This is a genomic window from Paenibacillus pabuli NBRC 13638 (genome assembly GCF_001514495.1).
Lineage (GTDB): Bacteria > Bacillota > Bacilli > Paenibacillales > Paenibacillaceae > Paenibacillus > Paenibacillus pabuli.
Genome location: NZ_BCNM01000009.1, coordinates 164118 through 190525 on the forward strand (window position 1 = coordinate 164118; position 26408 = coordinate 190525).

At 46.8% G+C, this 26408-nt stretch carries 27 protein-coding genes; 13 read left to right on the forward strand and 14 right to left on the reverse strand.

Going from position 1 to position 26408, the window contains the following annotated elements; translation table 11 throughout:
• Positions 1 to 495 precede the first annotated feature (495 nt).
• Positions 496 to 2271, reverse strand: coding sequence for a proline--tRNA ligase (locus tag PPA03S_RS14085; RefSeq protein ID WP_062323898.1), 1776 nt, complete (start codon positions 2269 to 2271; stop codon positions 496 to 498).
• A gap of 523 nt (positions 2272 to 2794) precedes the next feature.
• Here PPA03S_RS14085 and PPA03S_RS14090 point away from each other — a divergent pair.
• Entirely contained in the window at positions 2795 to 3463 is a 669-nt protein-coding gene (locus PPA03S_RS14090; protein ID WP_062323899.1) for a 3'-5' exonuclease, read from the forward strand.
• A 66-nt stretch (positions 3464 to 3529) separates the two neighbouring features.
• Here the strand turns inward: PPA03S_RS14090 and PPA03S_RS14095 are convergent, their stop codons facing one another.
• From PPA03S_RS14095 to PPA03S_RS33345, 3 genes are all read right to left on the reverse strand, one after another.
• Positions 3530 to 4495 carry a helix-turn-helix transcriptional regulator gene (locus PPA03S_RS14095; RefSeq protein WP_062323900.1) on the reverse strand — a complete coding sequence of 322 codons (966 nt, stop codon included), beginning with the start codon at positions 4493 to 4495 and terminating at the stop codon, positions 3530 to 3532.
• A 161-nt stretch (positions 4496 to 4656) separates the two neighbouring features.
• Entirely contained in the window at positions 4657 to 5361 is a 705-nt protein-coding gene (locus PPA03S_RS14100) for a hypothetical protein (RefSeq protein ID WP_062323902.1), read from the reverse strand.
• Between the two features lie 207 nt (positions 5362 to 5568).
• Complete coding sequence (locus PPA03S_RS33345) at positions 5569 to 5736, reverse strand: hypothetical protein (protein ID WP_167666037.1); 168 nt, start codon at positions 5734 to 5736, stop codon at positions 5569 to 5571.
• Between the two features lie 329 nt (positions 5737 to 6065).
• On the opposite strand from PPA03S_RS33345, the gene PPA03S_RS14105 reads away from it, so the two are divergent.
• The 7 genes from PPA03S_RS14105 (at position 6066) to PPA03S_RS14135 (ending at position 11688) form a co-directional block, all read left to right on the forward strand.
• Positions 6066 to 6521, forward strand: coding sequence for a hypothetical protein (locus PPA03S_RS14105; RefSeq protein ID WP_062323904.1), 456 nt, complete (start codon positions 6066 to 6068; stop codon positions 6519 to 6521).
• A gap of 18 nt (positions 6522 to 6539) precedes the next feature.
• The gene (locus PPA03S_RS14110) at positions 6540 to 7244 is read left to right on the forward strand and encodes an AIM24 family protein (protein WP_062323906.1); all 705 of its coding nucleotides are present in this window, start codon (positions 6540 to 6542) and stop codon (positions 7242 to 7244) included.
• A gap of 360 nt (positions 7245 to 7604) precedes the next feature.
• Positions 7605 to 8285: a 7-cyano-7-deazaguanine synthase QueC gene (gene queC / locus PPA03S_RS14115; RefSeq protein WP_062324020.1), complete on the forward strand. Its 681-nt coding sequence runs from the start codon at positions 7605 to 7607 to the stop codon at positions 8283 to 8285.
• Positions 8282 to 8773: a 6-carboxytetrahydropterin synthase QueD gene (gene queD / locus PPA03S_RS14120; RefSeq protein WP_062323908.1), complete on the forward strand. Its 492-nt coding sequence runs from the start codon at positions 8282 to 8284 to the stop codon at positions 8771 to 8773. Before queC ends, queD begins: the two co-directional genes overlap by 4 nt.
• Positions 8766 to 9518 (forward strand): 7-carboxy-7-deazaguanine synthase QueE, encoded by a 753-nt coding sequence (queE, locus tag PPA03S_RS14125; protein WP_062323910.1) that lies wholly within the window; start codon positions 8766 to 8768, stop codon positions 9516 to 9518. The genes queD and queE overlap by 8 nt, the downstream gene beginning before the upstream one ends.
• A gap of 127 nt (positions 9519 to 9645) precedes the next feature.
• Positions 9646 to 10137 carry a preQ(1) synthase gene (gene queF / locus PPA03S_RS14130; RefSeq protein WP_062323912.1) on the forward strand — a complete coding sequence of 164 codons (492 nt, stop codon included), beginning with the start codon at positions 9646 to 9648 and terminating at the stop codon, positions 10135 to 10137.
• A gap of 282 nt (positions 10138 to 10419) precedes the next feature.
• On the forward strand, positions 10420 to 11688 hold the full coding sequence (locus PPA03S_RS14135; RefSeq protein WP_062324021.1) for an MFS transporter: 1269 nt from the start codon (positions 10420 to 10422) through the stop codon (positions 11686 to 11688).
• Between the two features lie 494 nt (positions 11689 to 12182).
• On the opposite strand, the gene PPA03S_RS14140 is transcribed toward PPA03S_RS14135, so the two are convergent.
• The 7 genes from PPA03S_RS14140 to abnA all read right to left on the reverse strand — a co-directional run bounded on the left by PPA03S_RS14140 (position 12183) and on the right by abnA (position 20714).
• The gene (locus tag PPA03S_RS14140) at positions 12183 to 13031 is read right to left on the reverse strand and encodes an EcsC family protein (RefSeq protein WP_062323914.1); all 849 of its coding nucleotides are present in this window, start codon (positions 13029 to 13031) and stop codon (positions 12183 to 12185) included.
• A gap of 198 nt (positions 13032 to 13229) precedes the next feature.
• Positions 13230 to 14210, reverse strand: coding sequence for a glycoside hydrolase family 43 protein (locus tag PPA03S_RS14145; RefSeq protein WP_062323916.1), 981 nt, complete (start codon positions 14208 to 14210; stop codon positions 13230 to 13232).
• A gap of 602 nt (positions 14211 to 14812) precedes the next feature.
• Positions 14813 to 16234, reverse strand: a complete 1422-nt coding sequence (locus PPA03S_RS14155) for an arabinan endo-1,5-alpha-L-arabinosidase (protein ID WP_062324022.1) — start codon at positions 16232 to 16234, stop codon at positions 14813 to 14815.
• A gap of 56 nt (positions 16235 to 16290) precedes the next feature.
• Positions 16291 to 17133 (reverse strand): carbohydrate ABC transporter permease, encoded by an 843-nt coding sequence (locus PPA03S_RS14160; RefSeq protein WP_062323920.1) that lies wholly within the window; start codon positions 17131 to 17133, stop codon positions 16291 to 16293.
• Between the two features lie 26 nt (positions 17134 to 17159).
• A complete protein-coding gene (locus PPA03S_RS14165) occupies positions 17160 to 18050 on the reverse strand; it encodes a carbohydrate ABC transporter permease (RefSeq protein WP_062324023.1) in 891 nt (296 codons plus the stop codon).
• A gap of 243 nt (positions 18051 to 18293) precedes the next feature.
• The gene (locus PPA03S_RS14170; RefSeq protein WP_062323922.1) at positions 18294 to 19634 is read right to left on the reverse strand and encodes an ABC transporter substrate-binding protein; all 1341 of its coding nucleotides are present in this window, start codon (positions 19632 to 19634) and stop codon (positions 18294 to 18296) included.
• A gap of 132 nt (positions 19635 to 19766) precedes the next feature.
• A complete protein-coding gene (gene abnA, locus PPA03S_RS14175; RefSeq protein ID WP_062324024.1) occupies positions 19767 to 20714 on the reverse strand; it encodes an arabinan endo-1,5-alpha-L-arabinosidase AbnA in 948 nt (315 codons plus the stop codon).
• 360 nt (positions 20715 to 21074) lie between these two features.
• Here abnA and PPA03S_RS14180 point away from each other — a divergent pair, with 360 nt between their 5' ends.
• Positions 21075 to 21992 (forward strand): ArsR/SmtB family transcription factor, encoded by a 918-nt coding sequence (locus PPA03S_RS14180; RefSeq protein ID WP_062323924.1) that lies wholly within the window; start codon positions 21075 to 21077, stop codon positions 21990 to 21992.
• A gap of 81 nt (positions 21993 to 22073) precedes the next feature.
• Here the strand turns inward: PPA03S_RS14180 and PPA03S_RS14185 are convergent, their stop codons facing one another.
• Both PPA03S_RS14185 and PPA03S_RS14190 read right to left on the reverse strand, forming a co-directional pair.
• Positions 22074 to 22589: an SRPBCC domain-containing protein gene (locus PPA03S_RS14185; protein WP_062323926.1), complete on the reverse strand. Its 516-nt coding sequence runs from the start codon at positions 22587 to 22589 to the stop codon at positions 22074 to 22076.
• A gap of 29 nt (positions 22590 to 22618) precedes the next feature.
• Positions 22619 to 22966, reverse strand: coding sequence for an ArsR/SmtB family transcription factor (locus tag PPA03S_RS14190; protein WP_062323928.1), 348 nt, complete (start codon positions 22964 to 22966; stop codon positions 22619 to 22621).
• A 278-nt stretch (positions 22967 to 23244) separates the two neighbouring features.
• On the opposite strand from PPA03S_RS14190, the gene PPA03S_RS14195 reads away from it, so the two are divergent.
• The 4 genes from PPA03S_RS14195 to PPA03S_RS14210 all read left to right on the forward strand — a co-directional run bounded on the left by PPA03S_RS14195 (position 23245) and on the right by PPA03S_RS14210 (position 25923).
• Positions 23245 to 23772 carry an NAD(P)H-dependent oxidoreductase gene (locus PPA03S_RS14195; RefSeq protein WP_174532133.1) on the forward strand — a complete coding sequence of 176 codons (528 nt, stop codon included), beginning with the start codon at positions 23245 to 23247 and terminating at the stop codon, positions 23770 to 23772.
• A gap of 48 nt (positions 23773 to 23820) precedes the next feature.
• Complete coding sequence (locus tag PPA03S_RS14200) at positions 23821 to 24738, forward strand: helix-turn-helix transcriptional regulator (protein WP_062323931.1); 918 nt, start codon at positions 23821 to 23823, stop codon at positions 24736 to 24738.
• A gap of 80 nt (positions 24739 to 24818) precedes the next feature.
• Positions 24819 to 25328 carry a DinB family protein gene (locus tag PPA03S_RS14205; RefSeq protein ID WP_062323933.1) on the forward strand — a complete coding sequence of 170 codons (510 nt, stop codon included), beginning with the start codon at positions 24819 to 24821 and terminating at the stop codon, positions 25326 to 25328.
• 22 nt (positions 25329 to 25350) lie between these two features.
• Positions 25351 to 25923, forward strand: coding sequence for a YdeI/OmpD-associated family protein (locus tag PPA03S_RS14210; RefSeq protein WP_062323935.1), 573 nt, complete (start codon positions 25351 to 25353; stop codon positions 25921 to 25923).
• A 126-nt stretch (positions 25924 to 26049) separates the two neighbouring features.
• Here PPA03S_RS14210 and PPA03S_RS14215 read toward each other — a convergent pair whose 3' ends face one another.
• The gene (locus PPA03S_RS14215; protein ID WP_062323937.1) at positions 26050 to 26400 is read right to left on the reverse strand and encodes a winged helix-turn-helix transcriptional regulator; all 351 of its coding nucleotides are present in this window, start codon (positions 26398 to 26400) and stop codon (positions 26050 to 26052) included.
• Positions 26401 to 26408: the final 8 nt, after the last annotated feature.

Consider the following 26408-nt stretch of genomic DNA (forward strand, 5'->3'; position numbering starts at 1 on the left):
AATATGCCATTTCCCGTCTTCTGACGGGATCTTATGAAGCTGGGTATACCCTGTTTATGGGAATATAGCTTTGCTGTAAAATAAATCCTCCTACTGTCTTCCTGTTCCAGCCTCATCCCCGTACCTAAAACATGGACTATAGCAGAAACTCGCATAATTGCCATTCCTGTAAGGTTATCTGCCATTCAGAAGATAATGATTTGCAGCGATGTTTTGCATATTTGCACATCCATACCTTCGCGAATACCATGCGGAGACTTCCTTAAATCCAAAATCGTTGTATACAGAATACAATTGTCTAAAGGATAGTCATTAGGTATGATATAGTGCGAAATCTCAGCTTAATCGTATGTCTATAGCCCTCTTTTTAAAGCTTAATCCTGTGACTCAGCCTCAAAAATAGTTTACCGCATAATAATTGGACCTATTATTTACGCTAATATTATTCGGCGGTCCCTAAGATTTTTTCACCTATGGACAGAGATTTTTTCCAGGTTAAACCTGTGCCTTCACATACATTATAGCTTCTTGAGCAGTCATGCCCTTCCGCTTAGTTTCACCTGATGCTGCCAGCGCATGTGATCCCAATTCAACCTGCCCGTCGGCTGCTCCGCGCCCAATTACAATCTGAACAGGCAATCCGATCAATTCCGCATCCTTGAACTTCACCCCTGGCCGCTCATCCCGATCGTCTACAAGAACAGCGTATCCTGCATCCAGGAGCTGTTGTTCCAAATCAAGTGTAAGCTGGCGCTGCTGCTCGTCTTTCCAGCTAACAGCAATCAGATGGACATGATATGGAGCGATAGCAGCCGGCCAACGGATGCCATCTTCCCCAGCGTATTGTTCGGCTATAGCAGCCATGAGTCTAGATACACCAATACCGTAACACCCCATTACAGGCGCACACTGACGTCCGTTTCGATCCAGGAATGATGCGCCCATCGCATCGCTGTATTTGGTTCCAAGTTTGAAGATATGCCCCACTTCAATGCCTTTTGTGAATACGAGCTTTTCTCCACAAGTTGGGCAACCATCACCCTCAGCGGCGAAGCGGATTCGTTCTACTTTGTCCAAAGCAAAGTCCTTACCCGGGCGTACATTGGAGTAGTGTACATCGATTTCATTGGCTCCTGTAATTGCATATTCCATAGCAGCCACATCCGCATCTACTACCATCGGCAGAGCCAGCCCAACAGGACCCAGGAAACCTACCGTCAGATTGGGATGCTTGGCAAGTGACGCCTCATCAGCCAGCATCAATTCTTCCGCACCCAATACCTGCTTTAGTGCAATATCATTCAGCTCATGATCGCCGCGAACAAGCGCAGCGACCAACTGACCATCGGCTTGATAAAGCAACGTTTTGATCATATGCTGAGCATCCTCGCCGACAAAAGCACTTAGTTCAGCAATTGTACGCACCCCTGGAGTTTGGATTCGAACCAACCTGTTCGCTGTTTCCTGATCCAATTGATGGGCCATAGCAGAATCATCAGAACCGGAAGTAGCTTCTTCATCTGATGCAACTCTCGGGGAAGAACCGGAAGCCTGATATCCGGCTTTCTCCAGATTTGCGGCGTATCCACAGTGTTTGCAGGTTACAATGGTGTCTTCCCCCACATCGGCTAGTGCCATGAACTCATGAGTCTCCCCCTGCCCCCCAATGGTTCCTGCATCCGCCTCTACCCGGATATACTCCAGACCGCATCGCTCCAGAATTCGGGAATATGCGGTATTCATCGCCTGATAGGTACGATCCAGCTCTTCCCAGTCGGAAGCAAAGGAATAGGCATCCTTCATGATGAACTCCCGGCCGCGCAGCAATCCGAATCTCGGGCGACGCTCATCTCTGAATTTGGTGCCAATCTGATAAAGTGTGAACGGCAGCTTCCGATAGGAGTTCACCTCATCGCGAGCCAGCGCCGTTATCACTTCTTCATGAGTTGGTCCGAGGGCGAACTCGCGTGCATGACGATCCTTCAGCCGCATCAACTCAGGTCCATATTGCGTGTATCTTCCGGATTCCTCCCACAACTCGGCTGGCTGCATGATTGGCAGCAATACTTCCTGGCAGCCCGCCCGGTCCATCTCTTCGCGAACGATCCGTTCCACATTCAGTAATATACGCCGACCTAAAGGCAAATAGCTGTATATCCCCGCTGCCAGCTGGCGAATCATGCCGGAACGCAGTAACCAACGATGTCCTGCTGCATCGGCCTCTGCCGGTGCTTCACGTAATGTTGGAACAAGCATTTCACTTTGACGCATCTTGCACACCTCTTGTCTTCAGAATGTATTGTAAATCAGGTTATAAACAGCAAAAAGACACATCCGTCAAGGGACGAATGTGTCGTGGTACCACCCTTATTTAACTGCGTTTATCGATTCCGGTTTGCACCAGATCTTCCTGGGCCATCTCCATCACCGCTTCTGTTCGCAACTTTTGCGATTCGAAGGTTGCAGTCCTTCTGAGCGTAACGGGCCCATCCGGCGGAGGTTGCAACCCATAGGTTATCTGCTCCGCAGCTCGCGAGGTAGGAATTATGAAGCAGCAGCAGAAACCTTGCACTACGTGGTTTCCTCTCTGTAGAAGCTGACTAACGTAATTATGTCCTCGTTGATCGCTGTTATCATTTTTGCTCACCTTAGTACATTTACAAGAAATTGTCAACCACACAGTTACATCCCATTTCCTAAAATGAATTACCGAGCGATGGCTGACATGGCTGTGCGTTCCCTGTAATATAGAGAAATAGAAACCAATGTATTAAATGATAAAGGAGTTAGTCCTATGCCATATATTATCTATGATCTTGAATTCACGGTAAGCCGCAATACTCGTTACTCTTCGGAAATTATAGATATTGGTGCCGTCAAAGTCACAGAAGGTGAGAACGGCCTGTGCGTTTCAGACACGTTCCATACTTATGTTCGTCCTTCCAATAAATCCGTTCTGTCAACCGACACGGTTCAATTTACGGGCATTACCCAGAAGGATATCGATGCAGCCCCTCTTTTTCCAGAAGCATTGAATCAATTTAGGGCCTGGATGGGAAGTGAACCTTATTACATGTGCTCCTGGGGACCGGATGATCGCAGCAAACTGATCTCTCATTGCCGCACACATCAACTCGATGTCGCCTGGATCACCAACCATAATGATCTCCAGCAGCAATGGTCACGTACAGTGCGCAGGGAAGGAAAATTCCGTCAACTTGGACTCGCCCAGGCGCTTGAGTTGTGCGGAATTGAATTCGACGGTACACAACACCGTGCATTGGATGATGCCATCAATACAGCCAAAGTGTTCATGCACCAATTTGACCAATTTAACCTGGAAACGAATTGTGCAGCTGATGATGAAGGTATAACATCCAAAGTGGTCTATTCCAGTAGTGTTGATGAAGATAAAGAATCCCCTTTTGGCAATCTGGCACACCTCTTCAAAGCCAAAGAGTAATTCAATTCCACTCCGTTCTTATGAATAAAAGAAAAAGCAAGAGTGTCTGGCTGGCAGGGTCAGGTTTCAGTTATAAATCCCCCGCCAGCGTTCCAGACGTTCTTTCATCATGTGCCGGAATTTCTCAGGTTCCAAGATCTCCGCGTCCGGTCCATATTGAGACAGCCAGGTCAGAAATCCTTGTTCGTCACTCAATATGGCCTCAAACAACAACGTGCCTTCCGGTTCGATGGTTAAAATGGGACGGGCAAAAAATGGTTCCTGCATGACGCGATCCACTGCATGCGGCGAGAATCTGATCTTGTATGCAATCCACTCCGTACTGTTGCCATGTCCACGTGGCGTACGAAAATAGGATTGTAACATGTAATCATCTTTGCGGAACGTGCGAGGCAAAATACGAACCCTGTGCAAACGACTCACTTGAAATATTTTCAGTTTCTCAGATAGGTGACAATATGCCAACAGGTCAAATCGGTATTCACGGGGGATGAGGCAATAAGGATCAATCCGTACAATCCCTTTCTTGCCTTTAGACAGATATTCTCCTTCAATGGTGTTCTGTGATATTCCAGCCTCCAGCAAGGTCACAAGTGAATGATTCAGAAGATTCGTATTTTCATTTTGCCAAGCAGGTGTACCTACTTTGAACAACCCGCTAATGTGCTCGGTCCATTCCACTCGTTCGGTTTTGTTTTTCTGATTCGAGGCAACTACTTTCTCATACGCGCTTTCAAAAGCGGGCTTCAGCAACGGACGGATATTCTCCATGACTTCTGCCAGGTGCATAAAGGCTTGAGCTTCTTCATCAGACCAATTCAGCGGATACATGGCAAAATGGCTGATAAACATGTATCCTCTTCCATGTCCCATGTTGGCGATCGGGATATGCATTGCACTGAGGGCCTCCATGTCGCGGTATATCGTCCTTTCCGTTGTCTCGCACCGCTCGGCAAGCTCACGGGCCAGAATCCCCGGCTTAGCCTGCACAAGAGTTATAATGCGCATTAATCGGATCAGTCGGTCTGTCATTTTGCCGGACCCTCCACTATGTTGTTTCAATAAATTCGATACAGCTCCATCCATTTTTTATTAGTATGTTATTTAGTACATTCGACTTATTCCTTTACTTCACCTTCAAAAAATTATGTAGAAACATTCCCAAGCACACCGTCATCACTAGTTCTTTATCCCTATTCTCCTAACACCGATCTTTCGCGATTATTATACATGGATTCAAAAGTTACTCCGTAATGGTGACGAAGCTTCTCTACGATTTCGGCCTCATAATAATAATCCAGGTCCTGCTTGCGAGCGGCTTCAATTAACAAGGCATCTGCATGCCGACGCAGCATATTACTTCCCTCTTGTGAACGACCTCTTTCATAAGCACGCAATGCTTGTTTAATCAAAGGGATCGTTTCACTTAATTTGATCGTCTTCTCTACCTTGGGATCTTCCGGCTGACGAAGCATACCCAGATGACTTGTATACTGGATATACAGTTGCTCTCTGCGCAGCAGTACCCTCTGGCTTTGTTTCAATTTCCGTGTACTCCAATAAGCTGAACATACGGCAGTTTTCCCTGATACGCGTGGTCCCATGGAGAATTCGAGTAAAATTTGCTTACTTTCTCCCTTGTACACGTCCCCAAGCCTTAGAACCCAGCCAATATCCGTTTCTTTGGAGCGGCAACCATAGATGCCTTTCAGTTGAGTTCCAAATTCCGGTTTGAGCAATAGTTCCAAGTCTCTCGACACAATTTTGGGTGCTATTTTCCTAAGTCTTTTGGCAGGGGCTCCATTACGCCATTCAACCATCATATATACGGGGTCGGCTCCCCCTGTCGGTATGGCCTCTCGATTCCACGAATAAGATACTTCAAAGACTGAGTTCACTGGTAGTCTCTCCCCCGATTTATAGGTATTATCTTCTAAGTTATCAGGGTAAATGGACACTATATTGTCACGGAACATATGTTCGCAGGAAATTTTTCCATAATATTAGTTTTTCACACCTTAATCCGCCTAAATACGACAATTTACGACGAAAAAGCTTGGCAATTTGCCAAGCTTTTAGAGTACTTCGATATGAGAGGTCCTAAATTAAACTGTCGCTGAATCCATACCCATTTTGTGTAAAGACTGTAACGATTCAGGATTAGTCACTGGAGCATAGGTAACGCTGTCAATAATCAATTCACGCCCGATTGGCTCACCGTTTACCGTGATCATAATCGTTTTGGTTGTTGTCGTTTGTTCTGATGTGTACATATGTTTTTACTCCTTTGTATTCAAGATCTTTTTGAGCATCGGATATATTCGTTTCATTCATTAGTTTTCGTCAATATGAATAGCAGGTACCCGGAACGGAAGGAATAGTGGTATGCAGGACTGTCCGGGTTGCTACCCTGTTCTTCTATTACCCCTGCACATTAAAAGTTAAACAACCGTGTTTGTATTAAATGAATTCAATACAGGGTAATTAAAACTAATCAACTTGAACCCATTTTCCTGGTTTTGACGTATAATGAAAGAGCCGTATTTCAACAAATGACGACGAAATCGGCAAACGATTATGTAACCGAAAGAAGGTGCCATTCATGCCAAAATCCATTCAGGGTTATTTCATTCGGGTGTTATTCACCACATGTGTATTGTTTGCTGTTTCTTTGACTTCTACAGTAAGTGCAGCGAATGCCAATATATTTTCAGACATCTATAGTGGTTGGGAACGAGTATCTGAGCTTCCAGGAGAAGTAAATGCGCTGCAGGAAAGCTACCAACAGACACTGGAACAATTGAATCAAACCTCCGCCCAATTGGGACAAGCCCAGGCAAATGTCGAAGCTTTTAAAGCCCAGAACGAGTTGTTGCTGGCTCAAAATGAGAAGCTGACCGATATGGTAAGCAAACTGCAGAATGATCAGGATGCCAAAACAGCAACCGCCAAACGCATTCAGACAATGGTGATCACAGCCGTTTCTCTCATATTGGGATACTTTATTCTGATCCGGTTGATGCGCTGGGGAATGCGTCGCCGCTCAGGCCGAGTATAAAAGAACAGGAGCAACCGCATGCACATACACCTGAATCATACTGAAGCTGGCGGAGCCGGGCAGGTGGTCACCTTCTCGCTAATCCAGGACGACCGCCTCCATATTCTGCACCCCCAGCAAATTGTCGCCTTTCGCGGACCTAGCAGTAGCCGTCATGATAAAATCATGAATATTACTGGCATGTATCGCAAGAAAAAGCTGATCAAATCCGAAATAACCGGTCCCTGTCAATTTGTCGCTGCCCTGCCTCCGGGATTCACCATGAAGGAAGTTGAACTAAATGAGAACAGCGATCTGCTGTACGACTTCCGCCACCTTTTTTTCTACTCTGACGGCATCACGATGCATACCAAAATTCAAAAAATAAAAAACATGCTGATCACTCGTGACGCAGTGAAAATGAAGTTTTCTGGTAAAGGAAAAATTGGATTGCTGACCCAAGGTCAGGTTTGCCAACAGGAATTGCACCCCACAGCACCACTCTACGTGGACGCAGGCAGCATTATTGCCTATCCTGAGAACGCCCAGCTTGAACTCACCGTGTATGGGAACCATCTTGCCAGTCAGCATATGAACTATCATTGGAAGATGACAGGACATGGCTCTGTGCTCTTTCAGGCTGGCCGTGAAAATCATAGACTGGAACAGGATCTGAACGACGAAGGCTTGTTTAAGCGGATTCTGAAAGAAGTCATTCCGTTTGGAAATGTTTTAATCAAGTAAGTCCAGATGACGTTAGGCTCGGTTATAAATGGGTTCTCATGGAAAGCATGCTCACCGTATTGGAAATGTGTTATACTGTACCGGACAATTGAAGAAGAAAATCCATGCCTACGGCATGGGAGAGGTTCGCGAACTCCCTCTATAAGACTTGACCTTTATTGAGGTCAATAAAGTCTTGCGTACATTTTAGGTAACACGTACGTAAAAAACTAAGGACACTAGATCGTGCCTGCTTTTTTGAAGCAGCCTACGAGAAGGTGTGTTTTTGATGGATGCCAGTTCATGAACTTCTCTGTTCTTCCGACACTCTGTGCCTATGGGCATGGACTGATCTTAAGAAGATGGAGAGGTTTTTTTATGTTGAACGAAGAAAAAGCAGTCGTTGTGTTTAGCGGCGGTCAGGACAGTACAACTTGTTTGTTCTGGGCCAAACAGCAATTTGCCGAGGTTGAGGTGGTTACCTTCGATTACGGCCAGCGTCACAAGCTGGAGATTGAATGCGCCGCAGAGATCGCTCGCGATCTGGGTGTACAGCAAACGGTCCTGGATATGAGCTTGTTAAACCAGCTTGCGCCCAATGCTCTTACTCGCACCGATGTGGAGATTACGCATGAAGAAGGCGAACTGCCGAGTACGTTTGTCGATGGACGGAATCTGTTATTCCTCAGCTTTGCGGCTATTATGGCGAAGCAAAAAGGGGCCCGTCACCTCGTCACAGGGGTATGCGAAACGGATTTCAGCGGATACCCGGATTGTCGGGATTCGTTTGTGAAATCGATGAATGTTACGCTGAATCTATCGATGGACTTCCCGTTTGTCATCCATACCCCACTGATGTGGCTGGACAAAGCCCAGACGTGGAAGATGGCGGATGATCTCGGTGCCTTCGATTATGTACGAGAGCGTACACTGACCTGTTATAACGGGATTGTCGGCGATGGCTGCGGCGAATGCCCTGCCTGCAAACTGCGCAAAGCCGGGCTGGATCGCTATGTGCAGCAGCGCACAGCTGCCGGATCTGTAGGAGTGGATATACGATGAGAGAGCCAGGAACATTCCGTATTGTGGAGAGGCTGCAGCGCATCGGAGAAGATATTCTTCCTGATCAGCTGCGCTATCATCGCAAACGTGTACTTGTCAGCAAGGAGTTTACGTTTGACGCGGCACATCATCTGCATTGTTATGAAGGCAAGTGCAAGAACTTGCACGGGCATACCTATAAAGTTGTTTTTGGCATTAGCGGTTACCCGGGTGAGACAGGGCTAACGGTTGATTTTGGACATATCAAGGATATATGGAAAACACACATTGAAGGGTATCTGGATCACCAGTATTTGAACGAAACCCTTCCCCTCATGAATACAACGGCTGAAAATATGGTCGTCTGGTTGTTCGAGCAGATGGAACATGCCTTGCAGACTGAACCGTATGCCGCACTGACCGAAGGTGGTCGAACAGAGTTTGTCCGCTTGTACGAGACGCCGACCAGTTACGCCGAGGCCAGACGGGAGTGGATGATCGATGGTTAGTGTGGAACGCAGTAAAGAGGCTCGTATTCCTGTGATGGAGATCTTTGGCCCTACGGTTCAAGGAGAAGGCATGGTCATCGGGCAGAAAACGATGTTCGTCCGCACCGCGGGCTGCGATTATCGCTGCTCCTGGTGTGACTCTGCCTTTACTTGGGATGGCAGCGGCAAGGATCTGATCCGGATGATTACACCGGAAGACGTATGGAATGAGCTGCGCCGCGTCGGCGGCTCACGCTTCTCCCATGTGACCATCTCTGGCGGCAACCCCGCCCTGCTCGCTTCACTGGGCGGATTGGTTAAGCTGCTTCGTGAGAATGGCATCCGCACCGCGGTAGAAACGCAGGGCTCCCGTTGGCAGCCCTGGCTGGCGGACATTGACGAAGTCACCGTCTCGCCCAAGCCTCCCAGCTCAGGCATGAATACGGACTGGGCTGTGCTGGATGATCTGATCCGCCGTCTGGCTGCTCGCCCGGTGGAACGAAGCCACAGTCTAAAGATCGTAATCTTCGATGAGACAGACTTGGACTATGCCCGCCGTGTGCATGCACGGTATCCGGGCACGGATTTATTTTTGCAGACCGGGAACCCGGATGTCACTTCTGCCGATACGCCCGATCTGGCGTCTTCGCTGCTTGCCCGTTATGAATGGCTGATTGATCAAGTCAGTGCATCCGATGATCTGAACGACGTTCGTGTGCTGCCACAGCTGCATACTCTGGTGTGGGGGAACAAACGCGGCGTCTGAATGGGCAGTTGTGGGTGGAGTGGACAGCATGATGTAATTTAGGAACCACATACTGAGGCTAAGATGGCCTATCATATATACCGGTAAGCTTGGTGCGTCGCCGGAAATAAGGAGCGTTTACGAATCCATGAGACAACCTGATGAAATGCAAGATCTAACGTTGCTGGGTAACCAGGGCGTAAAATATACGTTTGAATATGATCCGGGAATTCTGGAGAACTTCGATAACAAACACCCGTACCGGGATTATTTTGTCAAATTCAACTGCCCGGAGTTCACCAGCCTGTGCCCGATCACGGGTCAGCCGGACTTTGCAACGATCTATATCAGCTACATCCCTGATGTGAAAATGGTCGAGAGTAAATCTCTTAAGCTGTATCTGTTCAGCTTCCGCAACCATGGAGATTTCCACGAGGATTGTGTGAACATCATCATGAACGACCTGATTAAGCTGATGGACCCACGTTACATTGAAGTATGGGGCAAGTTTACACCGCGCGGAGGCATTTCCATTGATCCGTATACCAACTACGGCAAACCGGGTACGAAGTACGAGCAAATGGCCGAGCACCGCATGATGAATCATGATATGTACCCGGAGACGATTGATAATCGTTAATTTGGTAGATACACCAATTATGCTTTGTATAAAATAAAATCATAGAACAAACCAAAGCCGAACTCTTCAAATCTGAAGAAATTCGGCTTTGGTTTTTTAGTATGGAACGCGAGCGTTTGCATTCCATCGTATGGATTGGACTGGCACTGAGAACGTTAATTTCACCTGTTCCCCTTGTCGACCCTTAAAATCTATCCTATTATGTAACAATATGCTTAGGCACATCACATCATCAGGCGCTGATCCCTCGTGACCGCGACCAAAGGAGAACTGTACATGTCCATGCAAAATTCATTATCCAAAGACGCCGCTGCGCGTTCGAAAGCTCCACCCGGATTGGATGCTCAAGGTACCGTTTACCGGATCTTAATTGCCATCAGTCTGGTTCATTTGTTCAACGATTCAATCCAATCTGTCATTCCAGCTATTTTTCCAATTTTGAAAGACTCCATGCATCTCACGTATACGCAGATCGGATGGATTTCGTTTGCCATCAACTTTACTGCGTCCATCATGCAGCCTGTTGTAGGCTGGTTTGCTGATAAAAAGCCAACACCTTCCATCCTGCCCATCGGCATGGGCTTTACGTTTACCGGTATGCTATTGCTTGCCTTCGCCGACAGTTATATGGCCGTCCTCATCTCCGTCATCTTTGTCGGTCTTGGTTCCGCAGCGTTCCATCCTGAGGGTTCACGGGTATCCCATATGGCCGCAGGGCCTCGTCGGGGGCTGGCTCAGTCGATCTTCCAGGTGGGTGGTAACGCCGGTCAGTCTCTGGCTCCATTGCTCACCAGATGGATTTTCATCCCGTTTGGGCTGTTCGGTGCCATCGGATTCACGGGCATTGCAGCTGCGGGGATCGCGGTTCAAATCTATATCGCTCGCTGGTATGGACGCATGCTGCAATCGGGAGGGTATTTGCGCAGGCAAGCGGCAGCCCGTCGCGCCCCCAATCCAGCATTACGCAAAAAAATTGCTGCTGCCATAACCATTTTGATTCTGCTCGTCTTTGTCCGTTCGTGGTATGTCGCTTCGATCGGCAGCTTCTACGCGTTTAACCTGAAAGATACCTTCAACTTGTCCACAGAGGACGCACAGATCTATATCTTTCTGTTCCTGGCGGCTGGGGCTCTTGGTACGTTCTTTGGCGGTCCACTGGCGGATCGCTTCGGTAAACGGAACATGATCTTCCTGTCGATGGCCGGGGCCGCTCCCTTGGCGCTGCTCCTGCCTTATGCCAATCTGTTTTGGACAGCCGTGTTGCTGAGCATTATTGGGTTCATCATGTTGTCCAGCTTCTCGGTGACCGTTGTATATGCACAAATGTTAATTCCTGGAAAAATCGGAACTGTCTCTGGCCTGATCACGGGTCTGGCATTTGGTATGGGCGGTCTGGGCGCACTCGTGCTCGGGAACTGGATCGACGTGTTCGGCGTATCGCCAGTCATGCAAATGTGCAGCTTCCTGCCACTGATCGGCATCTTTACCTTCCTGCTTCCATCGGATAAATTGCTAAATCGCTGGGCAGAAGAGAACGGTAGTGAAGAATAACAGATCATAGATAATTTAAGCTCCAATTTCAAAATAAACAAAAGTACACTGTTACGACTGTTTAGCGAAAAACGTCAGATGGTTAACCAACCTCGAATTTACTCCAGCATGTGCAAACGGGATAAAGCCTTTACCTAAGGGCTTCATCCCGTTTTTTGTTTGGTCAGCGTTAGCGTCAACCGTGTGCAGCTTCCAGCACGCGGTGCCCTACTTCATGACAAAATACAGTAGAATCACATGTGTGTAACGAATCCAGCGCACTTCAATAGCCTCATTACTGGCAATCAACCAATGTAACGAATCACAGACGCCTTATTCCTCATTTTGTGTGTTTTCGCACCATTTAGTACGATTATCATGCAAATAGCGATAGTGTTATTCCTTAGAATCAGCGATTCTTCTAAACGCCATAATAGGATAGGGTGCCATAGATTCGTTAATGTCAGAATCAGAGCCTTGTGGCATCGTCCTATGGCCATTTTTGTTAATGGACATCACTGCGAAAGGCGCTGAAGAATCAGCCGTTTTTTATATAACATTTTTCCGGCCTCCGCGACATCCCGAATGGTATTCTTGTTGCTCACTGACCCGAATACCATGCCGGCAATCGGAATGAGCTGGAACAGCTTTTTCCAACCAAACGATTCGCTATAGGAATTAAAAACCTCCCGCCAGCCCTGCATCTGGGAGATAACCTCGACCTGTTTATCGGGATTATCGTAATCGGCGAGTTCATCAATAATTGCTTTCTTGCCCACAATATCGGCGGAGGAAAATTGTAGACATTTAACGATAAATATGCGCTCTTGAGGTTCATCGGGATCATATCCGTAGCATAGCGCCATCTCCTGCAGTACTTTCAGGGAAAGCCCCATGACCATCGGAATATCCGCCGCAATCGTCACAATGCCGCCGATGCCTGTTGCGGCACCTTGTGCGGCAGCAAACCTCGTTCGACTGTCCGTAATGCTATCGGCAGTGCGATCCAGCACTTCAAGCGGTAAGCCTTCCACACTATGGATTTTCATCGTATCTTTTGCTTCTCCATCCTGTTCATCGTAAGAGGTATCGGCTTTCATGGAATAACCGGATTGGATTGCTTCCTTTCGGAGCAGCTCAGCGACCTTCTTTTTCTGAACGAGAAATTTCCCGCCATTCTGTACATACTGACCGACTTCATTCAGCGAGTCTCCAATCTTCTGTTTCAGCGCTTTGGGCATAACTTTATCCAGCATGGCAAATGGCAAACGACCAATTTTGTCCCAAATAAACAAGTCCTTCTGTCCTTTTTCCCATTTTAAAATCTGTTCCAGCTCCCGGTCCAATGTCTCGCGCGAATCCATATATGGCCTCCTAATGTTATGTGTATAGTGAATTGTATACTCCTCATACGCAGAGGTCAGGGGATGGTTGCTCTATCAGCATCTCACCTCTTCATTTTCAGGCCTGCCTAGCTATCTTCTCAATGTATAGACATAAGTAAAAGCCCCTAATCCGCATGGCTCGCTGACTAAGGGCTTACTCTAATAAAAAATGTATGATTATTTCGTTTCAGCCGCAGCCCTTCCATCCGGAACAGGAACTCCAAAATCAGGCGTGCCATCATCGTTCCAGCGAATCACCTGTGCGCGAGCATGGCGATTTGGATCGTACAGAGGATCTCCTTCAATCTCTTTGTAATTACGCGCATGATAGATCAGAATATCGGTCTTGCCATCCGGCGATACGGTAAAGCTGTTATGACCCGGGCCATATTGACCGTTTGCCTCACACGTCTGGAATACCGGTGTAGGCGATTTCACCCAGCTCGCTGGATCAAGCAAGTCGGCATCTTCATCCGCAGTGAGCAAACCCATACAATAATTGTAGTCGGTCGCGCTTGCCGAGTAACCAATAAAGATTCGTCCATTCCGATGCAATACTGCTGCTCCTTCATTCACCTTGAAGCCGATGATTTCCCAATCGTATTCAGGTGTAGCGATCATCACCTGTTCACCGCGCAGCGTCCACGGATTCTCCATTTCGGAAATGTACAGATTCGAGTTACCTACAATATCCGGATCTTTTTGTGCCCAGACCAGATAACGGATTCCTTTGTGCTCAAAAGTCGTTGCATCCAATGCAAACGTCTCCCAGCGTGTTATAATTTGCCCTTTTTCTACCCATTCACCTTCCAGTGGATTTGCAGAATCATTCTCCAATACATACATACGGTGGTCGAAAAGACCTTCGTTAGTCTCGCTCGTATGAGCAGCAGCGTAGTAGATGTACCATTTGCCGTCGATAAAATGAATTTCGGGTGCCCAGATATTGGCACTCATCGGTCCTGAATCACGTTTGTGCCACGCCGTTACAGGCTCGGCATCTCTCAATTCTTCCAACGTTTGTGCACGCCGGATTTCAATTCGGTCAAAGGCCGGTACGGAAGCAGAGAAATAATAGTAACCGTCAGTATGACGGTACACCCACGGATCAGCCCGCTGCTCCAGGATAGGATTAGTAAATGTAATGGAATCAGTCATGAGAACGCTCCCCTTTCAAATGTGTGTGTATGGCTCGGAGTGAAGATTTGGAAAGGCTGATGGATAAAGTGCAAAGACTATTTTTGGTGGTGCACCGCGGACGCTCCGGGGGTGGTAGGGCCTTGTCGCTCTCTTGTCCTCCGATTTCTTTTCCCCACCGCATTCAGCGGTTGAAATCGGATGCCAAAGACGCTCCTGCGGCTCCTTCCTCCCCCTGCACTGCTTGTGCACCTGAAAACAACAGCTTCCCTCTTTCTCGCGCTCGCTGAACCAAATCCAAACTCCGAGCCATCGGTGTGGCTCTGTATATATGGGGTCAACCGCTTCGCTTGGTCGACTCTCCCCACGAAATGCACGACTGGCCGTAAGCTATCGGCCAGCTTGGGGGTGCACCGCGGACGCTCCGGGGGTGGCAGGGCCTTGTCGCTCTCTTGTCCTCCGATTTCCTTTCCCACCGCATTCAGCGGTTGAAATCGGATGCCAAAGACGCTCCTGCGGCTCCTTCCTCCCCCTGCACTGCTCGTGCACCCTTCAATGCGCAGCTTCGCTCTTTCTCGCGCTCGCAGGATTACAACCAACTCCGAGCCATAAATGTGGCTCTTCTACTTCTCCGCGGCGCTGATCTGTTTGCCCCAGACGGCAATGCCGCGGTCGCTCATGCCCGTCACTGCAAGCACAGGCTGGCTTCGCTCCCAGTCCCAGGACGGGAGCAGCTTGAGCTCCTCTGTGGAAGCTCCGCCCCACGGGCTTTCTTTCCACTCCAGCATCAGTGTTTGTTTGCCGTCAAACGTCCATTTTCCTGAGCCGTTTGCGCTTTTGATTTGACCGTTGCCCTCCAAAGTATAGGGTACTGCCTGAACCTGTCCGTCCACCGACGGATCAAGCGCCATGCCTTCCCACTCACCGGAGATCATCGACTTCGGAATGTCCTGCGTGTATTCACCTGCATACCGTTCTGGTGATACAACAGGCCAGCCGTCCTTGGTCCACAGCATTTTACGTACATGCAGATACGGCCAGTTTTTATCGGTTTCACCTCTTGCATGATGCACGATATAATAATCGTCGCCATCCTTAAGGACGGAGTTATGTCCAGGTGCAACCCAGCCCTCACCTTCGGTGAAGCGGTAGCCACCCAGAATCTTGGTCCCGACTTCGTATTGAGGCAGATGCTCCGTATCCAGCATGTTCATGCCATTTACATCCGTGTATGGGCCAGTAATTGAATCAGCGCGAGCTACACGCACGTTATAATCTTCGAATAAGGAGTCATACGAGACGAATAGATAATATTTTTTGAACTCCGGGTTATACACAATATATGGACCCTCCACCGCACCTTCTTCCGTAGCACGATCACGGGCGGCAATGCGGGTACCATACCCCTTTTCCTTGAACTTTCCGGTTTCCGGATCGAGAGGTGCAATATATATTCCATCGAAAAAGGAACCATACACCATCCATGAATTGCCTTCGGCATCCACTACCGGATTGGCGTCAATCGCATTCAGCTTATCCTTTTCATTCTCCGCTGTTCTAACAACCAGCCCTTCATCCTGCCACGGGCCTTCTGGTGAAGCAGAGGTCTGCAAACCAATGGCCGAACGTGTACTGCCAAAGGTCGATGCCGAATAATACATGCGGTAGGTATCCCCGACCTGAATCACATCCGGTGCCCACAGGTTAACTGCACCTGTCCAATCGAGAGCTTCTTTCGGAATACCAGGCAAAGCCTGACCTACCCATGTCCAGTTGATCAGATCATCCGATTTGCGAACCATGACGCCGGGTTTCGCTTCTCCCGCTACACGAACGTCTGTGGAATAAACATAGTACCCCTGATCGGTTTTGATAATGGCAGGATCATGTGCGTTGTTCACCGTCCAGCGGGATTCGTCGTCCAGAATGGAAGTGTCATACAATGGAGTATCTTGGGGAGCAGCAGGAAAGACCGGCGGGGACACCGATTTTCCGGCGTCATCCCCAGAACAGCCGGTAGCTCCAACCATCAGCAGCAGTAACATCGAAGCAACAACTCCTTTTCCTGAATTCGTCCACCCGCGGAATGTTCTCCGCTGATTCATCCTTTCACTCCAGAGATCGCTACCGATTCAATAATCTGTTTCTGGAAGATCAGGAAGATGATCAATACTGGCAACAGAGCAACAATGGACGCTGCCATGATAAGCGGATAATCCGTCTGGATCGCATACGTGGCATTGAAATTTGCAATAACGAGCTGTAACGTCTGCTTCTCCGGTGAATTCAGATAAATAATCGGCGCCAGATAATCGTTCCAGATACCCATGAACCAGAGAATCAGTTGAGCTGCAATCGCAGGTTTAATCAGCGGGAACGTAATGCTGGAGTACAATCGGAAATAGGAACTGCCGTCAATTTTCGCTGCTTCAATTATGGCATCAGGCACACTAAGCAGGTATTGACGAAGGAAGAAGATCATGACCACGTTACCAAATAGTCCTGGAACAATCAGTGGCAGCAGCGTGTCCACCCAACCCAGCTTCGAGAACATAATGAATTGCGGAATCATGACTGTCGGATACGGAATCATCATCGATGCAAGTAAAGCAAGAAACAGTTTGTTTTTATGCGGAAATCTCAATTTGGCAAAAGCAAATGCAGCGATACTGGACGTAAACGTCCCGACAACGGTAACACTGACCGCCACGATCAAGCTGTTCTTGATGCCGCTGAGCAGCGGACCTGCTTCCCAGATTTCCTTATACTTTCCGAATTGGAACACTTCAGGTATCCATACGGGCGGAAGTGCGAATACATCCTGCTTCTCCTTCACGGAAGTGGACAGCATCCAGATCAGTGGTGCGATCATCGCAATCGCACCAATCGCGAGTACGATAAAAATGATAGAGTTCGTTAATTTCCTCTTTTGACTGTAAGACATCTCCGGTTCACTCCTTTCCTAGACCATTAATCTCCATCATAGGCTGATTTTTCGTTCATTTTGAATTGCACCAAAGTAATGACAAAAATGAAAATACCCAGAATCATGGCCATTGCAGAGGCATAACCCATCTGCAGATTACTGAATGCTTTCTGCCAGATGTAGAAGACAATCGATGCGGATGAATATTCAGGACCACCCGTAGGTGTCATAATGTTCATTTCCGTAAAGATCTGGGAACCACCAATAATGTTTGTCACAACGAGGAAAAAAGTAACCGGCTTCACCATTGGCCAGGTGATGTTGCGGAAGATCTGGAACCCGTTCGCTCCATCCAGCTCGGCCGCTTCGTAATATGTACGTGATACACTTTGCAATGCAGCCAAATACAATAACATCGTGTAACCGAGGCCTTTCCACACCGTCATAATAATCAAGGCCGGTTTAACCGTGTCTTTGTTCGCGAGCCAGTTAGGGCCTTCAATACCAAACAGATCAAGGAATTGGTTAACCAATCCGTAATCTCCGTTGTACGCCCAGTTCCACATGATGGACACCGCCGCGAGGGACGAAATGACCGGAATATAATAGATCACACGGAACGTCGTTGTCCCGGGGATTTTACGATTCAGACCCATTGCCAGCAGCAATGCAAGCAGCAAACCAATCGGGATACCCAGCATCAGATAAAAGGTGTTGAACATCGCTTTGTAAAACAGATCATCTGTGAGCAAATCCTTAAAATTGGCTAAACCGATAAAGTTCATCTGTCCTAAGCCATCCCAATCCGTAAACGAACCGTACAAGGAATACAGAAAAGGGAACAAAACAAAGATCAGCAAACCAAGAACCGGAGGCAAAATAAACAAATATCCGTACAGCCTCTCTTTGCGATACAAGCTAGATTTTGTAATCACTGCGCTCACCCCTGTTTCTAATATCAGCATGTTGCATGAATCGATGAATGCTTGCTTAATCAATTCATGCAACATGCCCGTATGGAATCCAAAATGATGCCAGCAGCGTGATAGCAGGGCTGCTGGCACCGCCTTTTTTGAACATGGAATCTACTGCTCTATCCATTTGCCGTAGGCTACTTCTCTCTAGAATCTAACCTTCAATCTTTGCAATCACATTATTTCAGCATTTATGCAAAATGATTATTTCTGAGATTTCTTCTCTTGCTCTACCGCTTTGTCCAACAGTTTTTGCATTTTTGGCTGCTGCTGCTTCACATAATCTGCGGCTGTAATTTTGCCATCCAATACCGGCTGAATGTCGGTGAAGAACAGGTCATACCACTCCGCATTGTACGTGTAGTTACCTGGCAGCGAACGGCCGTAATCTTCTACGATATCAATGAATTCCTGTTTGTTCGCCGGTTTCGTTGAAGTATCCTTGGCCCACTCGTCTGCCATATCAAGCAGATTCGGAATCTGTACTTTGGCATCTACCAGCTGCTGCATGCCTTCCTTCGAAGCTGTTAGGTAGTTAACCAATGCTGCAGCTTCTTCCGGATGTTTTGTTTTGGACGATACACCGATCCCGAGGGAACCGATCCACGTCGCTGATTTTCCGGTAGAGCCGGCAGGGAAAGGCAGCAAGTCATATTCGAAAGGCAGCTTCTCGAATGTACTCATATCCCAAGGACCTACAGGGAAGAAAGCCATTTCCCCTTTCATCCAGCGTTGATACGTATCCAATGTTTGCGCTTCCTCAATGGAAGGTGTGATTTTGTATTTATTTTGCATATCGGCAAAGAATTGCAATGCTTCCGCAAATTTCGGATCATCAATCGTTACCTTCGTTTTGCTCTCATCCAGCCAGTCTGCACCATTACTCCATACAAAGGATTGCAGCGCCCACTGTACGTTGAAGCCTGTACCGAATACATCCGGTTTGCCGTCTCCATTCGTATCCTTCGTCGCTTGCTGATTTACCTTAATGAACTCTTCCCAGGTGTAAGGCTTGTCCTTATCAGGGAATGGGATGCCTTCTTTTTCAAATAATGTCTTGTTATAACCGAGTGCGAACGGGCCCAGATCTTTCGGCATGCCGTAGAGATCGCCCTGACCTGCCATTTTGCCATCATAACGGTACAGGTCCAAACCATATTTCCAGATGTTATCCAGATCTACGTCCGCATTATTTTCAATATAAGGTGACAGGTTCATCAACACATTGCTATTCACATAGGCTTTCACATCGCCAGGGTTAAAATAGAATACGTCCGGCAAGCTGTTGCCTGTAATGGCAGCTCTCAACTTTGTTGCGTATTGATCCGCTGCTGTTACAATAATTTTCACTTTGACACCAGGATGTTCCTCTTCGAATTTCTTGACAACGGCCTGATACGCCTTCTGTTCATCCGTGCCACCCCGGAACATGAATGTCAATTCCTTGTCCCCGCTTGAACCGCTGCTTCCCCCGCAGCCCGCAAACACGAGTGCACTTACCAGCATTAGAAGCATAAGTGTGACCAATCTTTTTTTCTTTACCATCTGAACCCCTCCTGATCTGGATTTGTAACCGTATTCAATTGAGTAAAATAAGATTTCTGTTGTTAAATTTATCAAATCCAGATCACTTTAGTCAATACTTTATTAAAACATTTTATATTTATTTAAAACAAATCAGTACGTTGGCCAGCCGTTTGCATCCCATAATAAGTCATTAATCAGCAATTTTGGATCGCCATTATTCTCGGCATCATAAGCGTGGCGTACAATCACATTGCCATTGTATACGTCCTGACCGCCCGGCCCTTTCCATCTTACATTGCCTGTATCCAATATGGTTCCGCCACCATTCAGCATGTTCACACCGTTTTTGTCCACATACGGACCCGTTATACTTGTTGAACGACCATAGACCATTTTGTACGTGCTATTCACGCCCTGGCAGCACGAATCAATGGATGCAAACAAGTAATAATAACCGTTACGATACACAATACTTGGAGCTTCAATGGCCCCGCCATTATTCGGACGAGCCGCAATGGAGGATATACTTCCGGTTGGTTTCATCGTGGTTTTATCGAGTTTTACAATCTTCAAGCCGCTCCAAAAAGAACCGAAAGCCAGCCACGGGTTGCCTGAAGCATCGATGACCAGATTCGGATCAATGGCATTGTAGTTATTCGCAGATGTACTCTGAAGCACCAGCCCTTCATCCTTCCACTGTCCCGCACCGATGCTGTTCGCAGACGCAAGACCAATAGCCGATCGATTGGAACCGAAGGTAGAGATGGAATAGTACAACCATACTTTACCGTTATACTGCTCGATGTCCGGTGCCCATACGTCCAAACCGCTCTGTCCCGGAACGGCAGTGGCCCACCAGGAAGGCTTGCTCAGAAAGATTTGCGGAACCCGGTACCAGGATGACCCGTTATCCGATTTCAGTACCTGAATGCCCGGACCGGTTGAAAAGGTATACCAGGAGCTTCCCTCTTTGATGATGGAAGGATCGTGAACAGCAATATCTCCCGTCAAATTCCAGAATGCTGCAAATGCCCGAGACTGGCCCGCCAGTAACAAAACAAGTACAAGCAGTGCCGGTAATGCCCAACGCCTCTTCATACCTTTTAACCCTCTGAACTTTTCCAAACTGAATTCCACCTCTCCTGATCAAATAGTTAATTTGGTTCATGAAGTATTAAATCAATTTAGGTATACTAGGATTATAAAAGCGGTTACATCACATTTCAATGGTATATTTCAAATATATATGAAATGATTCAAGTTATTTTCTAAAGTAAATATTCATCAATTTATGAATAATACGCTCAATTATGCTATATAACAAGGGGTTTGGCTTCCTGTACTCCGCCCTTCCCTTCCATCGGGTAATCATTTATAATTATCTAAAACAAACCATATAAATGTGCAGAAGCCTGGATCAGCAGGGCTTTGTTCAGAACGTGGAAAGGAAAACCACCTATGATTTATATTAAAGATCTGATGTCGGGTGTGAATATTTTCAAGGCGCTCAGTTCGGAGATCCGGATTCAGATCATTGAGCTGCTGGCAAAGAACCAAAGTCTCAATCTCAATGATCTGGCAACCAAGCTTGGACTGAGTAACGGTGCCATCACCATGCATATCAAAAAGTTGGAAGAAAGCGGATTGATCGAGATTAATACTGCGGTTGGCAAACACGGAATTCAGAAGATTTGTTACCTGAATGAGGAAAAACTGATGGTGGACTTGCGTTCACAGGAAATTTATAACCGGTACGAAGTTGAAATTCAGGTTGGTCATTACAGTGATTATCAGGCAGCCCCAACATGTGGTCTTGCTACTCGGGACAGCATCGTTGGCGAGTTCGATGATCCCCGCTACTTTGCCGATCCGCTCCGTATCGATGCAGAGATGATTTGGCTGGCCGAAGGTTATCTGGAATATCGTATTCCCAACTACCTTAAGCCTAACCAGACGTTCAGCGAAATCCAGTTGTCCATGGAATTGGGTTCAGAAGCACCAGGTTTTTGCGATAACTACCCTTCCGATATCTATTTCTACGTCAACGGCATTGAGATTGGCTGCTGGACGAGTCCAGGCGATTTTGGCAATACCCGGGGTACGTTTAACCCGGACTGGTGGCCGCCGCATCTGAACCAATACGGTATGCTGAAGCTGATCCGCATCACTCAGGAGGGTAGCTATATTGATGGATGCCGTATCTCGGATGTTACCCTGAACGAGATCGGGCTGGATTACAAGAGCGATATCCATTTTCGGATCGCCGTTACCGACGGACCTTTGAATAAGCGGGGATTAACGATCTTCGGCAAAAATTTCGGTAACTACGGACAGAATCTGCTTGCCCGTGTACTTTATAATGTGCAAGAGGAATAGTTTACGAATAAATCGCGATTACACCTAAAAGAGTCAACAAACAGCCGCCCGTTAAAAACGGACGGCTGTGAGCATTTTCTGTTACTTCACTTCGTTCAGACGTTCCGCCAGACGATCCCAGGTTTCTGTAATTCCCTGCAACATCCCCATATCCATGACGGTCTGCAATGCCTCTGCGGATACATACTCAGATCGATTAACGATCTTTGTCTTGTCTCCAAGATCAATGAATAGCATGGTCACTTCGGTTGTCGGCAGGTTCTCATCTGTATTACCTTCCGCATCCGAGAAGTAATCGGTATAAACAATCCGTTCCGGCTCAACAATTTCCTTATAGACACCTTTTCCCCAAGATTCCATACCGTAAAAATCTCCCTGGTTCTTATCCTCGCATTTCATGCAGTAATGCCAAACACCGCCTGGTCGAAAATCCACGTTACAGACAGGTATGGTCCAACCTCTCGGTCCCCACCAGCGCTGAAGATGTTCCGATTCCTTGAACATGCTGAACACAAGCTCACGAGGTGCGTCAAATACTCGCTCAAGTACAAGTACCTTTTCATTTTCCACACTCGACACCATTTCGTTGCTTAACATTGTCATTCCTCCTTATGAGTTAGCGATACCTAGGGTTTGTCTTTCTTACTTTGCAGTTCACGCAAATAATGATCCAGATTGTCAAAACGGTCTTCCATGACGTTCCGAAACGACTGCACCCAATCATCCAACGTTTGAAAAGGTTCTGGACGGAGCTTGTAGATCCTGCGATTGGCCTCGGCCCTTACCTCCAAAATGCCATGATCACTGAGCACTTTCAAATGCTTCGAAGCTTGAGGCTGACGTAATCCCAGCTGTTCAGCAATTTCCCCCACAGTAAGAGGACCATCACGTAATAATTCGACGATATGCATACGATTCGGTTCAGCCAAAGCGCCCAGCAAGCCCATATCCATACCTGGATTGTGTCCTGACATGCTGTTCACCCCATTCAGTTATAGGTATAGGTAGAATCTCATCTCCTTCACCAAAATGTTCATCTTCCTGATATACGAAGTATACCCCATAAAGAATATTCCTGTAAAGGAATATTCTTTATGGACCTATCTTTATTGAATAATCACGAATAAACCTTATTGAAGGTCAAAAGTGCTTACCATAAGGTAAGTACCTGTACTAAAAGTGCATACTTACATCACTGCAATACACCCGTTATACTCAAGAAATATTAAAGTTTAGGAAGGAAGAATCCATTTTGAAAACACTAGTTATCGTAGCACATCCCAACATAAAAACATCGGTCATCAACAAAAGGTGGATAGAGGAACTCCGACAATATCCGGATAAATATACGATACATGAACTTTATAATGTCTATCCCGACGGGCATATTGATGTGCAACAAGAACAGCAGCTCATTGAAGCTCATGACCATCTTGTCCTGCAATTTCCGATTTATTGGTTCAGCAGCCCACCTCTTCTTAAACAATGGCTGGATGAAGTTTTTACTTATGGCTGGGCATATGGCTCCAAGGGTGACAAATTGCAGCAGCGCAAAGCCGCCTTGGCTGTATCTGTCGGAATCAAAGAAGAAGATTACCATGAAGACGGAGCATACCGTTATACCCTTGGACAATTATTATCCCCTTTTGAGACGACCTTTCTTTACTGCAATGCGGATTACCGATCATTTTTTGCCTTCTATGGAGCAGAACACGAGCCCGCGGAAAGTGAATTGATAAAAAGCACACAAGGTTATTTGAATTTTATTGACAATCTGTAATAATAATCACCAGTGTTACGAAATGGAATAACAGGTGGGGATTATATTATGAAGTTGGAGCGATTGATCTCAATCATCTACAAGCTGCTTAATCATGAAGTGTTGTCTGCCTCCAAGCTGGCCGAAGAGTTTCAAGTTTCCCAAAGGACCATCTATCGGGATATCGATGCGATCTGTGCTGCCGGCTTCCCGGTTATATCGTTTCAAGGACATAAGGGCGGATATGGCATGATGGACGGATACAAAATGGATAAAAGCTTGCTCGGTTCGTACGATGTCGATTCCCTGATCACCGTGCTTAGCAGTCTCTCCACTGTGTTTGAAGACGCCCGTGCCCAAGGGACGATTGAGCGACTGAAAACGGTTGGATCGCAGCAGCAAACGTCAAGTCTGGAGGTAGATCTTGAAACTCATCGAACGGCGCCGGATGCACTTCGTGATTTACGCTCTGCTATTACTGAACGTAAAGTCATCACTTTTGATTACATTAATACAAGAAATGAACGTACAACCCGAGATATGGAACCGGTGAGACTACATTTTAAATATCGAAATTGGTACGTTTATGGATTTTGCCGCATACGAAAGGATTATCGGGAGTTTCGACTATCCCGGATGATGAATGTGTCCCTTACGGAGGAATCCTTTCAGCCACATCTGTATGTGCCGAAAGAAGCCGCTCTGTCAAACAGGGAATGGAAAAATGAAGTGCGTGATGTGGTGTTTCGGGTGAAGCCGGAGGCGTTAGCAGAGGCGATGGATCATTTTCATCAAGCGGATAAACAATTTCATGACGATGGAAGTATGACGATGCGCATCCCGGTTGATCAACCGCTGGAAGCGAGATGGCTTTGTTCTTTTCTACTCAGTTTGGGTAGTGGAGTCGAAGTTCTTGAACCTCTTGAACTGCGAGGAATCGTACAAAAACAACTTCGAAACGCGCTCCAGCTTTATGAGGAAGTATGACAGTCTGTTGTCATACTTCTTTTTTTATAATCATTTTATAAACAATCCAATCCACAACCAATCCAAAGGAGACGATACAAATGAACCATCCAGAACAAATGTATAACTACCACACATGGGCTAACCAAACGATCTTGGGAAGAATCAAGGAACTGCCTTCCTCTGTGCTAAGTCAGGAAGTCAACAGCTCTTTCCCGACGCTCGCTCATGCGCTTAACCACATCTATGTGGTGGATAAGATGTGGTATCTGGTTTTGACAGGGACAGACATGCGAGAAGCGCTGCAAGCATGTATGCCATTAAATGAGAACATTCTGGATTCAGTGGATGAATACATCCAGCTGTTCGCCCAGTTAACGGATCAATACAGAGACTGGCTCCAAAACCAAGATAATCTCGAACAAACGGTTCTGCTTGACAATCCCTTTGCCGAAATCCGCCAAACCCGTCTATCCGAAATGGTGCTGCACGTAGTGAATCACGGCAGCTATCACAGAGGCAATATATCTACTATGCTGCGTCAATTAGGCCACGCATCCATCATGAACGATTATGCCCTGTTCTGGTACCAGGAGCCCGCTAAAATATAGAGAAAAAAAGGATGGTACTTCATTGAAGGAAAATGAACATTTAATTACCGCCAATTCAAGGGAAGATCTAAGAATCTGGTTGCAGCAGCATGGAAAGACTCAGACATCCTGCTGGGTTGTCGTTAGCATGAAGCCTACCCCCGATACGCTGTTGTATTTGGACGCGGTCGAAGAATGCCTGTGCTTTGGGTGGATTGATGGGGTCAAGAAAAAAATATCCGCAAATCAGCTTGCTCAGCGATTGTCCCCCCGAAGTAAACGAAGTTCATGGACTGAATTGAATAAAGAACGTGTCCGCCGTCTAGAAACGTTGGGATTAATGAGCGACGAAGGAAGAAAGGTCCTTCCTGACATGGATCACGATGCCTTTAAAATAGATCAGGTTATCGAGCAAAGGCTAAACGAGGAAAAGGAGGTTTATGCAAATTTCTTGGCATTTCCAGCTCTTTATCAAAGAGTTCGAATCGACACGATCCAAAGCGTTAAAAACCAGCCGGAATTGTTCAATAGCAGATTGGACAAATTCATAACAAACACGAAAGAAAACAAAATGTATGGGCAATGGCAAGACCACGGACGTCTTTTGGATTATTGAACGGCATTATAACCACTGAATGGAATCGTGATACAGCAGGATAAACTTTGTCATTGCAGCGCAAAACAGGACCTCCCCAATCGGGAGATCCTGTTTGTTTGTAATCGGCCTCACTTCACTTTCGTTTTACATCTCTGGAGCAGACACCATATTGGCTTCTCCCCAGTCACACATCATGTTTAACAGCGGCATCAATGAATGTCCCCGTTCCGATAATGAATATTCAACTTTGGGCGGAATTTGGGGATATTCTTTGCGTAGAATCAGATCATCTTCCTCCAACTCCTTAAGCAGGACGCTCAATGTTTTGAAAGAGATGGTACCGATACTTCGCTTCAGTTCATTATGTCGCATCACCTTGTTTTCAGACAGCCAATACAGAATAACCATTTTATATTTACCATTGACCAGGGATAACGTATATCCAAAGCCGGTATCTTTTAGGGCTACGCCAGTTGGAACACAGGTTTCTCTCACAGTCATCC

Excerpts from the sequence above, each read along its gene's own strand:
- PPA03S_RS14085 (WP_062323898.1), bottom strand. The coding sequence starts at position 2,271 with ATGCGTCAAAGTGAAATGCTTGTTCCAACATTACGTGAAGCACCGGCA.
- PPA03S_RS14090 (WP_062323899.1), top strand. The coding sequence starts at position 2,795 with ATGCCATATATTATCTATGATCTTGAATTCACGGTAAGCCGCAATACT.
- PPA03S_RS14095 (WP_062323900.1), bottom strand. The coding sequence starts at position 4,495 with ATGACAGACCGACTGATCCGATTAATGCGCATTATAACTCTTGTGCAG.
- PPA03S_RS33345 (WP_167666037.1), bottom strand. The coding sequence starts at position 5,736 with ATGTACACATCAGAACAAACGACAACAACCAAAACGATTATGATCACG.
- PPA03S_RS14105 (WP_062323904.1), top strand. The coding sequence starts at position 6,066 with ATGCCAAAATCCATTCAGGGTTATTTCATTCGGGTGTTATTCACCACA.
- PPA03S_RS14110 (WP_062323906.1), top strand. The coding sequence starts at position 6,540 with ATGCACATACACCTGAATCATACTGAAGCTGGCGGAGCCGGGCAGGTG.
- queD (WP_062323908.1), top strand. The coding sequence starts at position 8,282 with ATGAGAGAGCCAGGAACATTCCGTATTGTGGAGAGGCTGCAGCGCATC.
- queE (WP_062323910.1), top strand. The coding sequence starts at position 8,766 with ATGGTTAGTGTGGAACGCAGTAAAGAGGCTCGTATTCCTGTGATGGAG.
- queF (WP_062323912.1), top strand. The coding sequence starts at position 9,646 with ATGAGACAACCTGATGAAATGCAAGATCTAACGTTGCTGGGTAACCAG.
- PPA03S_RS14135 (WP_062324021.1), top strand. The coding sequence starts at position 10,420 with ATGCAAAATTCATTATCCAAAGACGCCGCTGCGCGTTCGAAAGCTCCA.
- PPA03S_RS14140 (WP_062323914.1), bottom strand. The coding sequence starts at position 13,031 with ATGGATTCGCGCGAGACATTGGACCGGGAGCTGGAACAGATTTTAAAA.
- PPA03S_RS14145 (WP_062323916.1), bottom strand. The coding sequence starts at position 14,210 with ATGACTGATTCCATTACATTTACTAATCCTATCCTGGAGCAGCGGGCT.
- PPA03S_RS14155 (WP_062324022.1), bottom strand. The coding sequence starts at position 16,234 with ATGTTACTGCTGCTGATGGTTGGAGCTACCGGCTGTTCTGGGGATGAC.
- PPA03S_RS14160 (WP_062323920.1), bottom strand. The coding sequence starts at position 17,133 with ATGTCTTACAGTCAAAAGAGGAAATTAACGAACTCTATCATTTTTATC.
- PPA03S_RS14170 (WP_062323922.1), bottom strand. The coding sequence starts at position 19,634 with ATGGTAAAGAAAAAAAGATTGGTCACACTTATGCTTCTAATGCTGGTA.
- abnA (WP_062324024.1), bottom strand. The coding sequence starts at position 20,714 with ATGAAGAGGCGTTGGGCATTACCGGCACTGCTTGTACTTGTTTTGTTA.
- PPA03S_RS14180 (WP_062323924.1), top strand. The coding sequence starts at position 21,075 with ATGATTTATATTAAAGATCTGATGTCGGGTGTGAATATTTTCAAGGCG.
- PPA03S_RS14185 (WP_062323926.1), bottom strand. The coding sequence starts at position 22,589 with ATGTTAAGCAACGAAATGGTGTCGAGTGTGGAAAATGAAAAGGTACTT.
- PPA03S_RS14190 (WP_062323928.1), bottom strand. The coding sequence starts at position 22,966 with ATGTCAGGACACAATCCAGGTATGGATATGGGCTTGCTGGGCGCTTTG.
- PPA03S_RS14200 (WP_062323931.1), top strand. The coding sequence starts at position 23,821 with ATGAAGTTGGAGCGATTGATCTCAATCATCTACAAGCTGCTTAATCAT.
- PPA03S_RS14205 (WP_062323933.1), top strand. The coding sequence starts at position 24,819 with ATGAACCATCCAGAACAAATGTATAACTACCACACATGGGCTAACCAA.